Source organism: Bacillus sp. FSL W7-1582, from assembly GCF_038593325.1.
Taxonomy (GTDB): Bacteria; Bacillota; Bacilli; order Bacillales; family Bacillaceae; genus Bacillus; species Bacillus altitudinis.
Window position 1 is genome coordinate 91,067 of record NZ_CP151987.1, and the last position, 14,536, is coordinate 105,602.

A 14,536-nucleotide genomic window follows, 5' to 3' on the forward strand; every position below is an offset into this window, starting at 1 on the left:
TGCACGTACTGGCAGTTTTTCTGCTTTTCTCTGCAAAATACATTATTGGAGTGATATAAATGAGTAATGAAGGGCTTAATAACGAAGAATTAAATGATCAATTCCAAGTAAGACGTGACAAAATGAATAAAATGAGAGAAGAGGGTATCGATCCATTCGGTGAACGATATGACCGTTCTCATCAATCTGCACAAATTATTGCTGAATATGACGAGTTTTCAAAAGAAGACTTAGAAGAAAAAGCAGCTCAAGTAACAATTGCTGGCCGTATGATGACAAAGCGTGGAAAAGGGAAAGCTGGCTTTGCACACATCCAAGACTTAGAAGGACAAATTCAAATCTATGTACGTAAAGATAGTGTAGGAGAAGAAGCTTACGAATTATTTAAAAGCTCGGACCTAGGCGATATTATCGGTGTGACGGGAACCGTATTTAAAACGAATGTAGGAGAACTTTCAATTAAAGCGACTAGCTTTGAGGTTCTTACAAAAGCACTTCGCCCGCTCCCTGATAAATATCACGGACTAAAAGATGTAGAACAACGCTATCGTCAGCGTTACCTTGACTTGATTGTCAATCCAGAAAGTAAGCAGACGTTCATCATGCGAAGCAAAATCATTCAATCAATGAGAAGATACTTAGATTCAAAAGGATACCTAGAAGTTGAAACACCAACAATGCATAGCATCCCTGGTGGTGCATCAGCTCGTCCTTTCATTACTCATCACAATGCACTTGATATGCCGCTTTATATGCGTATTGCGATCGAGCTGCATTTAAAACGTCTAATTGTCGGTGGTCTAGAGAAAGTATACGAGATTGGTCGCGTATTCCGTAATGAAGGAGTCTCAACTCGTCATAACCCGGAATTTACTATGATTGAACTGTATGAAGCATATGCAGACTATAAAGACATCATGAACCTAACGGAAAACTTGATTGCTCATATTGCCCAAGAAGTACTAGGAACAACAACGATTCAATATGGAGAAGATCAAATTGATCTAAAACCTGAATGGAAGAGACTCCATATGGTTGAAGCAGTCAAAGAAGCAACAGGTGTAGACTTCTGGCAGGAGATGTCTGTAGAAGAAGCAAAACAGCATGCTGCTGATCACGATGTTGAAATCACAAAAAATATGACAGTAGGTCATATTATCAATGAGTTCTTCGAGCAAAAAGTAGAAGAAACACTGGTTCAGCCTACTTTTATTTACGGGCACCCAGTCGAGATTTCTCCATTAGCTAAGAAAAATCCTGAAGACCCGCGCTTCACGGACCGCTTTGAGCTATTCATCGTACGCCGCGAGCATGCAAATGCATTCACCGAGCTGAATGATCCAATCGACCAAAGAGAACGTTTTGAAGCTCAATTAAAAGAACGTGAAGAAGGAAATGACGAAGCGCATCTCATGGATGACGATTTTGTTGAAGCATTAGAATATGGCATGCCGCCAACAGGTGGACTAGGAATCGGTATCGACCGATTAATCATGCTGCTAACAAATTCTCCATCAATCAGAGATGTACTGCTTTTCCCGCAAATGAGAAACCGTTAATATATCAACAAAAGCGCCATTTGATCTGTGGCGCTTTTTATTTTTCATAAAATGAAACTTTTTTCAAAAAAACTATTGCAAGAAAAGAATCCAGATGGTATATTATTATTCGTTGCCGCAAAACAGCAACGAGGTTGAAAAAAGAAAATGAAAAAAGTTCTTGACTTCAACCAAAGCGAAGTGTTAAGATATTAAAGTCGCTTACGAGCGATAACGAAAATGATCTTTGAAAACTAAACAAGACAAAACGTACCTGTTAATTCGAGTTTTTATAAAAAATCCTATGATACATCATAGGTAGTCAGTCAAACGCTGACGAAAAAACAAAACTTCGGTTTTGTACTTTTTCGGAGAGTTTGATCCTGGCTCAGGACGAACGCTGGCGGCGTGCCTAATACATGCAAGTCGAGCGGACAGAAGGGAGCTTGCTCCCGGATGTTAGCGGCGGACGGGTGAGTAACACGTGGGTAACCTGCCTGTAAGACTGGGATAACTCCGGGAAACCGGAGCTAATACCGGATAGTTCCTTGAACCGCATGGTTCAAGGATGAAAGACGGTTTCGGCTGTCACTTACAGATGGACCCGCGGCGCATTAGCTAGTTGGTGAGGTAACGGCTCACCAAGGCGACGATGCGTAGCCGACCTGAGAGGGTGATCGGCCACACTGGGACTGAGACACGGCCCAGACTCCTACGGGAGGCAGCAGTAGGGAATCTTCCGCAATGGACGAAAGTCTGACGGAGCAACGCCGCGTGAGTGATGAAGGTTTTCGGATCGTAAAGCTCTGTTGTTAGGGAAGAACAAGTGCAAGAGTAACTGCTTGCACCTTGACGGTACCTAACCAGAAAGCCACGGCTAACTACGTGCCAGCAGCCGCGGTAATACGTAGGTGGCAAGCGTTGTCCGGAATTATTGGGCGTAAAGGGCTCGCAGGCGGTTTCTTAAGTCTGATGTGAAAGCCCCCGGCTCAACCGGGGAGGGTCATTGGAAACTGGGAAACTTGAGTGCAGAAGAGGAGAGTGGAATTCCACGTGTAGCGGTGAAATGCGTAGAGATGTGGAGGAACACCAGTGGCGAAGGCGACTCTCTGGTCTGTAACTGACGCTGAGGAGCGAAAGCGTGGGGAGCGAACAGGATTAGATACCCTGGTAGTCCACGCCGTAAACGATGAGTGCTAAGTGTTAGGGGGTTTCCGCCCCTTAGTGCTGCAGCTAACGCATTAAGCACTCCGCCTGGGGAGTACGGTCGCAAGACTGAAACTCAAAGGAATTGACGGGGGCCCGCACAAGCGGTGGAGCATGTGGTTTAATTCGAAGCAACGCGAAGAACCTTACCAGGTCTTGACATCCTCTGACAACCCTAGAGATAGGGCTTTCCCTTCGGGGACAGAGTGACAGGTGGTGCATGGTTGTCGTCAGCTCGTGTCGTGAGATGTTGGGTTAAGTCCCGCAACGAGCGCAACCCTTGATCTTAGTTGCCAGCATTCAGTTGGGCACTCTAAGGTGACTGCCGGTGACAAACCGGAGGAAGGTGGGGATGACGTCAAATCATCATGCCCCTTATGACCTGGGCTACACACGTGCTACAATGGACAGAACAAAGGGCTGCGAGACCGCAAGGTTTAGCCAATCCCACAAATCTGTTCTCAGTTCGGATCGCAGTCTGCAACTCGACTGCGTGAAGCTGGAATCGCTAGTAATCGCGGATCAGCATGCCGCGGTGAATACGTTCCCGGGCCTTGTACACACCGCCCGTCACACCACGAGAGTTTGCAACACCCGAAGTCGGTGAGGTAACCTTTATGGAGCCAGCCGCCGAAGGTGGGGCAGATGATTGGGGTGAAGTCGTAACAAGGTAGCCGTATCGGAAGGTGCGGCTGGATCACCTCCTTTCTAAGGATATATGGAGCAGCGTACGTTTTTCGTCTTGTTTAGTTTTGAAGGATCATTCCTTCAAACATGTCTCTAGCGAGACAGGATTGTTCTTTGAAAACTAGATAACAATAAGTAATACATTCACATTGAATGCAATGCAAAGTTCATCACACATAGTGATTCTTTCTAAAGTAAGAAATGGTTAAGTTAGAAAGGGCGCACGGTGGATGCCTTGGCACTAGGAGCCGATGAAGGACGGGACGAACACCGATATGCTTCGGGGAGCTGTAAGCAAGCTTTGATCCGGAGATTTCCGAATGGGGAAACCCACTGCTCGTAATGGAGTAGTATCCATACTTGAATACATAGAGTATGAGAAGGCATACCCGGGGAACTGAAACATCTAAGTACCCGGAGGAAGAGAAAGCAAATGCGATTCCCTGAGTAGCGGCGAGCGAAACGGGAACAGCCCAAACCAAGAGGCTTGCCTCTTGGGGTTGTAGGACACTCTATACGGAGTTACAAAGGAACGATATAAGCGAAGAGGTCTGGAAAGGCCCGCCAAAGAAGGTAACAGCCCTGTAACTGAAATGTTGTTCTCTCCAGAGTGGATCCTGAGTACGGCGGAACACGTGAAATTCCGTCGGAATCCGGGAGGACCATCTCCCAAGGCTAAATACTCCCTAGTGACCGATAGTGAACCAGTACCGTGAGGGAAAGGTGAAAAGCACCCCGGAAGGGGAGTGAAATAGATCCTGAAACCGTGTGCCTACAAGTAGTCAGAGCCCGTTAACGGGTGATGGCGTGCCTTTTGTAGAATGAACCGGCGAGTTACGATCCCGTGCAAGGTTAAGCAGAAGATGCGGAGCCGCAGCGAAAGCGAGTCTGAATAGGGCGCATGAGTACGTGGTCGTAGACCCGAAACCAGGTGATCTACCCATGTCCAGGGTGAAGTTCAGGTAACACTGAATGGAGGCCCGAACCCACGCACGTTGAAAAGTGCGGGGATGAGGTGTGGGTAGGGGTGAAATGCCAATCGAACCTGGAGATAGCTGGTTCTCTCCGAAATAGCTTTAGGGCTAGCCTCAAGGTAAGAGTCTCGGAGGTAGAGCACTGATTGGACTAGGGGCCCCTACCGGGTTACCGAATTCAGTCAAACTCCGAATGCCGATGACTTATCCTTGGGAGTCAGACTGCGAGTGATAAGATCCGTAGTCGAAAGGGAAACAGCCCAGACCGCCAGCTAAGGTCCCAAAGTATACGTTAAGTGGAAAAGGATGTGGAGTTGCTTAGACAACCAGGATGTTGGCTTAGAAGCAGCCACCATTTAAAGAGTGCGTAATAGCTCACTGGTCGAGTGACTCTGCGCCGAAAATGTACCGGGGCTAAACGTATCACCGAAGCTGCGGACTGTTCTTACGAACAGTGGTAGGAGAGCGTTCTAAGTGCAGTGAAGTCAGACCGGAAGGACTGGTGGAGCGCTTAGAAGTGAGAATGCCGGTATGAGTAGCGAAAGACGGGTGAGAATCCCGTCCACCGAATGCCTAAGGTTTCCTGAGGAAGGCTCGTCCGCTCAGGGTTAGTCGGGACCTAAGCCGAGGCCGAAAGGCGTAGGCGATGGACAACAGGTTGATATTCCTGTACCACCTCCTCACCATTTGAGCAATGGGGGGACGCAGGAGGATAGGGTAAGCGCGGTATTGGATATCCGCGTCCAAGCAGTTAGGCTGGGAAATAGGCAAATCCGTTTCCCGTGAAGGCTGAGCTGTGATGGCGAGCGAAATTTAGTAGCGAAGTTCCTGATTCCACACTGCCAAGAAAAGCCTCTAGCGAGGTGAGAGGTGCCCGTACCGCAAACCGACACAGGTAGGCGAGGAGAGAATCCTAAGGTGATCGAGAGAACTCTCGTTAAGGAACTCGGCAAAATGACCCCGTAACTTCGGGAGAAGGGGTGCTTCTTAGGGTGTTAAAGCCCCGAGAAGCCGCAGTGAATAGGCCCAGGCGACTGTTTAGCAAAAACACAGGTCTCTGCGAAGCCGTAAGGCGAAGTATAGGGGCTGACGCCTGCCCGGTGCTGGAAGGTTAAGAGGAGCGCTTAGCGTAAGCGAAGGTGCGAATTGAAGCCCCAGTAAACGGCGGCCGTAACTATAACGGTCCTAAGGTAGCGAAATTCCTTGTCGGGTAAGTTCCGACCCGCACGAAAGGCGCAACGATCTGGGCACTGTCTCAACGAGAGACTCGGTGAAATTATAGTACCTGTGAAGATGCAGGTTACCCGCGACAGGACGGAAAGACCCCGTGGAGCTTTACTGCAGCCTGATATTGAATGTTGGTACAGCTTGTACAGGATAGGTAGGAGCCTTGGAAACCGGAGCGCTAGCTTCGGTGGAGGCATCGGTGGGATACTACCCTGGCTGTATTGACCTTCTAACCCGCTGCCCTTATCGGGCAGGGAGACAGTGTCAGGTGGGCAGTTTGACTGGGGCGGTCGCCTCCTAAAATGTAACGGAGGCGCCCAAAGGTTCCCTCAGAATGGTTGGAAATCATTCGCAGAGTGTAAAGGCACAAGGGAGCTTGACTGCGAGACCTACAAGTCGAGCAGGGACGAAAGTCGGGCTTAGTGATCCGGTGGTTCCGCATGGAAGGGCCATCGCTCAACGGATAAAAGCTACCCCGGGGATAACAGGCTTATCTCCCCCAAGAGTCCACATCGACGGGGAGGTTTGGCACCTCGATGTCGGCTCATCGCATCCTGGGGCTGTAGTCGGTCCCAAGGGTTGGGCTGTTCGCCCATTAAAGCGGTACGCGAGCTGGGTTCAGAACGTCGTGAGACAGTTCGGTCCCTATCCGTCGCGGGCGCAGGAAATTTGAGAGGAGCTGTCCTTAGTACGAGAGGACCGGGATGGACGCACCGCTGGTGTACCAGTTGTTCTGCCAAGGGCATCGCTGGGTAGCTATGTGCGGACGGGATAAGTGCTGAAAGCATCTAAGCATGAAGCCCCCCTCAAGATGAGATTTCCCATTCCGCAAGGAAGTAAGATCCCTGAAAGATGATCAGGTTGATAGGTCTGAGGTGGAAGCGTGGTGACACGTGGAGCTGACAGATACTAATAGATCGAGGACTTAACCTATATTCTAATGTGAAAAATGAACATTGTTATCTAGTTTTGAGAGAACATTCTCTCCATCAGGTTTGGTGGCGATAGCGAAGAGGTCACACCCGTTCCCATACCGAACACGGAAGTTAAGCTCTTCAGCGCCGATGGTAGTTGGGGGTTTCCCCCTGTGAGAGTAGGACGCCGCCAAGCTTTTCAAAGGATCAGTTCCAATCGGAACTGATCCTTTTTTGTGTTTCAATAAATGATATATCTATTTATATTGAAAATAGTGGTCTTTCACTACATTCTCAATAACTCATTCATTTCATCCCCTTCACTGGAATTCTAGACATTCTATAATATTCTTATCATCCAATCTCGTCGCTCGCTCATCTTGCTAAGAGTCAACATATCTAAAAAGGATCTTCTCCTCTGGCAACCATATGTAGCGAACTGCGCTTGCTGCTAGATCATTGAAACCTACATAAGAGAGCAAAGGGCATCTTGGATTGCTAATGAGAGAGAAGAGGAAGATTTGAGTTAAGCACTACAATGTTTGATGAAGCAAAGGAACATTGAGACGAATTTTTGAAAAATGACCATGATCAATTTAATATAAAGCAATTATACAAAAATGGTTTCTCTGAAAAATAAAATAATAAAAAAATTCGTTTCTAAATGCACGTTATCTGAGGATATAAGGAATAAAACAAACATTTTTCAGCTTTAAAAGAGCTGTTTTTACATTGAAAAAGCGCTATTAATGCCCTTTTTAACAAAAAAACATAAAAAAATGAAAAAAAGACTTTTAAAATGAAGAGACAAGTGGTAAACTTCTTTAGGTGCCTTAACGAAAAGGTTTGAAAAAACAGATTTAAAATAAATTCAAAAATTATTTTAAAAAAGTCTTTACAAACAATATCTTATCGTTATATAATACTATTTGTCAGATCGAGAGACATTCGAAACGACACAATATGGAGGATTAGCTCAGCTGGGAGAGCATCTGCCTTACAAGCAGAGGGTCGGCGGTTCGAGCCCGTCATCCTCCACCATATTTATTCTTACATAATGTTAGGATAGATAAAGCCGGTGTAGCTCAACTGGTAGAGCAACTGACTTGTAATCAGTAGGTTGGGGGTTCAAGTCCTCTTGCCGGCACCACTTTCATATGGTAAGATAGACAAGTCGCTTTAAAAGCGAGCCATTAGCTCAGTTGGTAGAGCATCTGACTTTTAATCAGAGGGTCGAAGGTTCGAGTCCTTCATGGCTCACCATTTTCATGCGGGTGTGGCGGAATTGGCAGACGCGCTAGACTTAGGATCTAGTGTCTTTATGACGTGGGGGTTCAAGTCCCTTCACCCGCATTGCCAAATAACATAAAGAAATCCTGTAATGCGGAAGTAGTTCAGTGGTAGAACACCACCTTGCCAAGGTGGGGGTCGCGGGTTCGAATCCCGTCTTCCGCTTATACCATCCACGCCGGGGTGGTGGAATTGGCAGACACACAGGACTTAAAATCCTGCGGTAGGTGACTACCGTGCCGGTTCAAGTCCGGCCCTCGGCATTATAAAATAAGCGCCCGTAGCTCAATTGGATAGAGCGTTTGACTACGGATCAAAAGGTTAGGGGTTCGACTCCTCTCGGGCGCGCCATTAAGATCGGGAAGTAGCTCAGCTTGGTAGAGCACTTGGTTTGGGACCAAGGGGTCGCAGGTTCGAATCCTGTCTTCCCGACCATCTTTTATGGGGCCTTAGCTCAGCTGGGAGAGCGCCTGCCTTGCACGCAGGAGGTCAGCGGTTCGATCCCGCTAGGCTCCACCAATATGATCTTTGAAAACTAAACAAGACAAAACGTACCTGTTAATTCGAGTTTTTATAAAAAAATCCTATGATACATCATAGGTAGTCAGTCAAACGCTGACGAAAAACAAAACTTCGGTTTTGTACTTTTTCGGAGAGTTTGATCCTGGCTCAGGACGAACGCTGGCGGCGTGCCTAATACATGCAAGTCGAGCGGACAGAAGGGAGCTTGCTCCCGGATGTTAGCGGCGGACGGGTGAGTAACACGTGGGTAACCTGCCTGTAAGACTGGGATAACTCCGGGAAACCGGAGCTAATACCGGATAGTTCCTTGAACCGCATGGTTCAAGGATGAAAGACGGTTTCGGCTGTCACTTACAGATGGACCCGCGGCGCATTAGCTAGTTGGTGAGGTAACGGCTCACCAAGGCGACGATGCGTAGCCGACCTGAGAGGGTGATCGGCCACACTGGGACTGAGACACGGCCCAGACTCCTACGGGAGGCAGCAGTAGGGAATCTTCCGCAATGGACGAAAGTCTGACGGAGCAACGCCGCGTGAGTGATGAAGGTTTTCGGATCGTAAAGCTCTGTTGTTAGGGAAGAACAAGTGCAAGAGTAACTGCTTGCACCTTGACGGTACCTAACCAGAAAGCCACGGCTAACTACGTGCCAGCAGCCGCGGTAATACGTAGGTGGCAAGCGTTGTCCGGAATTATTGGGCGTAAAGGGCTCGCAGGCGGTTTCTTAAGTCTGATGTGAAAGCCCCCGGCTCAACCGGGGAGGGTCATTGGAAACTGGGAAACTTGAGTGCAGAAGAGGAGAGTGGAATTCCACGTGTAGCGGTGAAATGCGTAGAGATGTGGAGGAACACCAGTGGCGAAGGCGACTCTCTGGTCTGTAACTGACGCTGAGGAGCGAAAGCGTGGGGAGCGAACAGGATTAGATACCCTGGTAGTCCACGCCGTAAACGATGAGTGCTAAGTGTTAGGGGGTTTCCGCCCCTTAGTGCTGCAGCTAACGCATTAAGCACTCCGCCTGGGGAGTACGGTCGCAAGACTGAAACTCAAAGGAATTGACGGGGGCCCGCACAAGCGGTGGAGCATGTGGTTTAATTCGAAGCAACGCGAAGAACCTTACCAGGTCTTGACATCCTCTGACAACCCTAGAGATAGGGCTTTCCCTTCGGGGACAGAGTGACAGGTGGTGCATGGTTGTCGTCAGCTCGTGTCGTGAGATGTTGGGTTAAGTCCCGCAACGAGCGCAACCCTTGATCTTAGTTGCCAGCATTCAGTTGGGCACTCTAAGGTGACTGCCGGTGACAAACCGGAGGAAGGTGGGGATGACGTCAAATCATCATGCCCCTTATGACCTGGGCTACACACGTGCTACAATGGACAGAACAAAGGGCTGCGAGACCGCAAGGTTTAGCCAATCCCACAAATCTGTTCTCAGTTCGGATCGCAGTCTGCAACTCGACTGCGTGAAGCTGGAATCGCTAGTAATCGCGGATCAGCATGCCGCGGTGAATACGTTCCCGGGCCTTGTACACACCGCCCGTCACACCACGAGAGTTTGCAACACCCGAAGTCGGTGAGGTAACCTTTATGGAGCCAGCCGCCGAAGGTGGGGCAGATGATTGGGGTGAAGTCGTAACAAGGTAGCCGTATCGGAAGGTGCGGCTGGATCACCTCCTTTCTAAGGATATATGGAGCAGCGTACGTTTTTCGTCTTGTTTAGTTTTGAAGGATCATTCCTTCAAACATGTCTCTAGCGAGACAGGATTGTTCTTTGAAAACTAGATAACAATAAGTAATACATTCACATTGAATGCAATGCAAAGTTCATCACACATAGTGATTCTTTCTAAAGTAAGAAATGGTTAAGTTAGAAAGGGCGCACGGTGGATGCCTTGGCACTAGGAGCCGATGAAGGACGGGACGAACACCGATATGCTTCGGGGAGCTGTAAGCAAGCTTTGATCCGGAGATTTCCGAATGGGGAAACCCACTGCTCGTAATGGAGTAGTATCCATACTTGAATACATAGAGTATGAGAAGGCATACCCGGGGAACTGAAACATCTAAGTACCCGGAGGAAGAGAAAGCAAATGCGATTCCCTGAGTAGCGGCGAGCGAAACGGGAACAGCCCAAACCAAGAGGCTTGCCTCTTGGGGTTGTAGGACACTCTATACGGAGTTACAAAGGAACGATATAAGCGAAGAGGTCTGGAAAGGCCCGCCAAAGAAGGTAACAGCCCTGTAACTGAAATGTTGTTCTCTCCAGAGTGGATCCTGAGTACGGCGGAACACGTGAAATTCCGTCGGAATCCGGGAGGACCATCTCCCAAGGCTAAATACTCCCTAGTGACCGATAGTGAACCAGTACCGTGAGGGAAAGGTGAAAAGCACCCCGGAAGGGGAGTGAAATAGATCCTGAAACCGTGTGCCTACAAGTAGTCAGAGCCCGTTAACGGGTGATGGCGTGCCTTTTGTAGAATGAACCGGCGAGTTACGATCCCGTGCAAGGTTAAGCAGAAGATGCGGAGCCGCAGCGAAAGCGAGTCTGAATAGGGCGCATGAGTACGTGGTCGTAGACCCGAAACCAGGTGATCTACCCATGTCCAGGGTGAAGTTCAGGTAACACTGAATGGAGGCCCGAACCCACGCACGTTGAAAAGTGCGGGGATGAGGTGTGGGTAGGGGTGAAATGCCAATCGAACCTGGAGATAGCTGGTTCTCTCCGAAATAGCTTTAGGGCTAGCCTCAAGGTAAGAGTCTCGGAGGTAGAGCACTGATTGGACTAGGGGCCCCTACCGGGTTACCGAATTCAGTCAAACTCCGAATGCCGATGACTTATCCTTGGGAGTCAGACTGCGAGTGATAAGATCCGTAGTCGAAAGGGAAACAGCCCAGACCGCCAGCTAAGGTCCCAAAGTATACGTTAAGTGGAAAAGGATGTGGAGTTGCTTAGACAACCAGGATGTTGGCTTAGAAGCAGCCACCATTTAAAGAGTGCGTAATAGCTCACTGGTCGAGTGACTCTGCGCCGAAAATGTACCGGGGCTAAACGTATCACCGAAGCTGCGGACTGTTCTTACGAACAGTGGTAGGAGAGCGTTCTAAGTGCAGTGAAGTCAGACCGGAAGGACTGGTGGAGCGCTTAGAAGTGAGAATGCCGGTATGAGTAGCGAAAGACGGGTGAGAATCCCGTCCACCGAATGCCTAAGGTTTCCTGAGGAAGGCTCGTCCGCTCAGGGTTAGTCGGGACCTAAGCCGAGGCCGAAAGGCGTAGGCGATGGACAACAGGTTGATATTCCTGTACCACCTCCTCACCATTTGAGCAATGGGGGGACGCAGGAGGATAGGGTAAGCGCGGTATTGGATATCCGCGTCCAAGCAGTTAGGCTGGGAAATAGGCAAATCCGTTTCCCGTGAAGGCTGAGCTGTGATGGCGAGCGAAATTTAGTAGCGAAGTTCCTGATTCCACACTGCCAAGAAAAGCCTCTAGCGAGGTGAGAGGTGCCCGTACCGCAAACCGACACAGGTAGGCGAGGAGAGAATCCTAAGGTGATCGAGAGAACTCTCGTTAAGGAACTCGGCAAAATGACCCCGTAACTTCGGGAGAAGGGGTGCTTCTTAGGGTGTTAAAGCCCCGAGAAGCCGCAGTGAATAGGCCCAGGCGACTGTTTAGCAAAAACACAGGTCTCTGCGAAGCCGTAAGGCGAAGTATAGGGGCTGACGCCTGCCCGGTGCTGGAAGGTTAAGAGGAGCGCTTAGCGTAAGCGAAGGTGCGAATTGAAGCCCCAGTAAACGGCGGCCGTAACTATAACGGTCCTAAGGTAGCGAAATTCCTTGTCGGGTAAGTTCCGACCCGCACGAAAGGCGCAACGATCTGGGCACTGTCTCAACGAGAGACTCGGTGAAATTATAGTACCTGTGAAGATGCAGGTTACCCGCGACAGGACGGAAAGACCCCGTGGAGCTTTACTGCAGCCTGATATTGAATGTTGGTACAGCTTGTACAGGATAGGTAGGAGCCTTGGAAACCGGAGCGCTAGCTTCGGTGGAGGCATCGGTGGGATACTACCCTGGCTGTATTGACCTTCTAACCCGCTGCCCTTATCGGGCAGGGAGACAGTGTCAGGTGGGCAGTTTGACTGGGGCGGTCGCCTCCTAAAATGTAACGGAGGCGCCCAAAGGTTCCCTCAGAATGGTTGGAAATCATTCGCAGAGTGTAAAGGCACAAGGGAGCTTGACTGCGAGACCTACAAGTCGAGCAGGGACGAAAGTCGGGCTTAGTGATCCGGTGGTTCCGCATGGAAGGGCCATCGCTCAACGGATAAAAGCTACCCCGGGGATAACAGGCTTATCTCCCCCAAGAGTCCACATCGACGGGGAGGTTTGGCACCTCGATGTCGGCTCATCGCATCCTGGGGCTGTAGTCGGTCCCAAGGGTTGGGCTGTTCGCCCATTAAAGCGGTACGCGAGCTGGGTTCAGAACGTCGTGAGACAGTTCGGTCCCTATCCGTCGCGGGCGCAGGAAATTTGAGAGGAGCTGTCCTTAGTACGAGAGGACCGGGATGGACGCACCGCTGGTGTACCAGTTGTTCTGCCAAGGGCATCGCTGGGTAGCTATGTGCGGACGGGATAAGTGCTGAAAGCATCTAAGCATGAAGCCCCCCTCAAGATGAGATTTCCCATTCCGCAAGGAAGTAAGATCCCTGAAAGATGATCAGGTTGATAGGTCTGAGGTGGAAGCGTGGTGACACGTGGAGCTGACAGATACTAATAGATCGAGGACTTAACCTATATTCTAATGTGAAAAATGAACATTGTTATCTAGTTTTGAGAGAACATTCTCTCCATCAGGTTTGGTGGCGATAGCGAAGAGGTCACACCCGTTCCCATACCGAACACGGAAGTTAAGCTCTTCAGCGCCGATGGTAGTTGGGGGTTTCCCCCTGTGAGAGTAGGACGCCGCCAAGCTTTTCAAAGGATCAGTTCCAATCGGAACTGGTCTTTTTTGTGTTTTTGGGATGTTTGGCACCAGATAAATGTGGAAATAATATTGTTAGTTGAGCGATTATCTTGAAAAATCGATCGAAAAAATTTATAGTAAGATTAAAGTCAAATATAGTCAAAGTCAATGGAGGAGGAGGCGGAGTGGCACAAAATATTTCTGATATCATCGAGCAGTATTTGAAGGAAGTCTTGGATCAGAATGGTCGAGAAATATTAGAAATTAAACGCAATGAAATTGCAGATAAGTTTCAATGCGTACCTTCACAAATTAACTATGTTATCAATACACGCTTTACGAGCGAAAGAGGTTATATCGTCGAAAGTAAGCGTGGCGGTGGTGGCTATATCCGTATCATTAAAGTCAAAATAAATGATGAAGTCGATTTATTGAACAACATTATTTCCCAAATATATCATCGTTTATCACAGGCTGCATCTGATCATATCATCATGCGTCTTGTTGAGAACAACATTTTATCCGAAAGAGAAGCAAAGATGATGATTAGTGTCATGGACCGTTCTGTTTTACACATTGATTTACCTGAACGAGATGAACTGCGGGCTCGGATGATGAAAGCGATGTTAAATGCTTTGAAATTAAAGTAAAGCGGGTGAAAAGATTGATTTGTCAAGAATGCAATGAGAGACCAGCCACTTTTCACTTTACGAAAGTAATAAATGGAGAAAAACAAGAAATGCACATATGTGAACAATGTGCAAAAGAAAACAGTGATTCATATGCTATGAGTGGAAACCAAGGTTTCTCGATTCACAACTTATTATCAGGCTTATTGAATATTGATCCTAGCTTTACCACAAGTGCGAATAAAGGATCATCTATTTTTCAAGAGGCAAGAGAAGTGGATCAATGTCCTAAGTGTGGCTTAACTTTTCAGCAATTCAGGAAAACAGGCCGTTTTGGCTGTGCAGAATGTTATCGAACCTTTGATCAGTATTTAAATCCTGTTTTAAGGAAAGTCCATAGTGGAAATACAGTCCATAATGGAAAAGTCCCTAAACGGATTGCCGGCAGTCTGCATGTTCGCCGGAAACTTGAGTTAATGCAGCAAGAACTGAAGCAGCTGATTGAACAGGAAGAGTTTGAAAAAGCAGCGGAAGTTCGAGATCAAATTCGTGCGTTAGAGCATGAGCAATCTCAGCAGAGGGAGGGAGATTAAC

General features: G+C 48.4%; 3 protein-coding genes, 9 tRNA genes and 6 rRNA genes. All 18 read left to right on the forward strand.

From position 1 onward, the window contains the following. Positions 1-59: 59 nt before the first annotated feature. The 18 genes from lysS (at position 60) to NSQ11_RS00575 (ending at position 14,535) form a co-directional block, all read left to right on the forward strand. Positions 60-1,559, forward strand: a complete 1,500-nt coding sequence (gene lysS, locus NSQ11_RS00490; protein ID WP_024719373.1) for a lysine--tRNA ligase — start codon at positions 60-62, stop codon at positions 1,557-1,559. Between the two features lie 344 nt (positions 1,560-1,903). Beyond that, positions 1,904-3,452: ribosomal RNA gene (locus NSQ11_RS00495) — 16S ribosomal RNA — on the forward strand. A 182-nt stretch (positions 3,453-3,634) separates the two neighbouring features. Next, positions 3,635-6,565 (forward strand): 23S ribosomal RNA (locus tag NSQ11_RS00500). Positions 6,566-6,626: 61 nt separating this feature from the next. Continuing rightward, positions 6,627-6,742, forward strand: a 5S ribosomal RNA gene (gene rrf / locus NSQ11_RS00505). Positions 6,743-7,511: 769 nt separating this feature from the next. Next, positions 7,512-7,587: transfer RNA gene (locus tag NSQ11_RS00510), tRNA-Val, on the forward strand. Between the two features lie 33 nt (positions 7,588-7,620). Beyond that, positions 7,621-7,696: transfer RNA gene (locus NSQ11_RS00515), tRNA-Thr, on the forward strand. Between the two features lie 37 nt (positions 7,697-7,733). Then, a tRNA-Lys gene (locus tag NSQ11_RS00520) sits at positions 7,734-7,809 on the forward strand. A gap of 7 nt (positions 7,810-7,816) precedes the next feature. Next, positions 7,817-7,899: transfer RNA gene (locus NSQ11_RS00525), tRNA-Leu, on the forward strand. 30 nt (positions 7,900-7,929) lie between these two features. Further along, positions 7,930-8,001, forward strand: a tRNA-Gly gene (locus NSQ11_RS00530). Positions 8,002-8,013: 12 nt separating this feature from the next. Further along, positions 8,014-8,099, forward strand: a tRNA-Leu gene (locus NSQ11_RS00535). 11 nt (positions 8,100-8,110) lie between these two features. Further along, positions 8,111-8,187: transfer RNA gene (locus NSQ11_RS00540), tRNA-Arg, on the forward strand. A gap of 7 nt (positions 8,188-8,194) precedes the next feature. Continuing rightward, a tRNA-Pro gene (locus NSQ11_RS00545) sits at positions 8,195-8,271 on the forward strand. Positions 8,272-8,279: 8 nt separating this feature from the next. Next, a tRNA-Ala gene (locus NSQ11_RS00550) sits at positions 8,280-8,355 on the forward strand. Between the two features lie 127 nt (positions 8,356-8,482). Then, positions 8,483-10,031: ribosomal RNA gene (locus NSQ11_RS00555) — 16S ribosomal RNA — on the forward strand. A 182-nt stretch (positions 10,032-10,213) separates the two neighbouring features. After that, positions 10,214-13,144 (forward strand): 23S ribosomal RNA (locus NSQ11_RS00560). A 61-nt stretch (positions 13,145-13,205) separates the two neighbouring features. After that, positions 13,206-13,321, forward strand: a 5S ribosomal RNA gene (rrf, locus tag NSQ11_RS00565). The 16S, 23S and 5S rRNA genes sit together here with 9 tRNA genes alongside, the layout of an rRNA operon. 177 nt (positions 13,322-13,498) lie before the next feature. After that, positions 13,499-13,963: a CtsR family transcriptional regulator gene (locus NSQ11_RS00570; protein ID WP_035391577.1), complete on the forward strand. Its 465-nt coding sequence runs from the start codon at positions 13,499-13,501 to the stop codon at positions 13,961-13,963. A 14-nt stretch (positions 13,964-13,977) separates the two neighbouring features. Continuing rightward, complete coding sequence (locus NSQ11_RS00575) at positions 13,978-14,535, forward strand: UvrB/UvrC motif-containing protein (protein WP_007496258.1); 558 nt, start codon at positions 13,978-13,980, stop codon at positions 14,533-14,535. Position 14,536 lies beyond the last annotated feature (1 nt).

Bases quoted from the DNA above. Each gene is read 5' to 3' on its own strand.
- lysS (WP_024719373.1), top strand. From the start codon at position 60: ATGAGTAATGAAGGGCTTAATAACGAAGAATTAAATGATCAATTCCAA.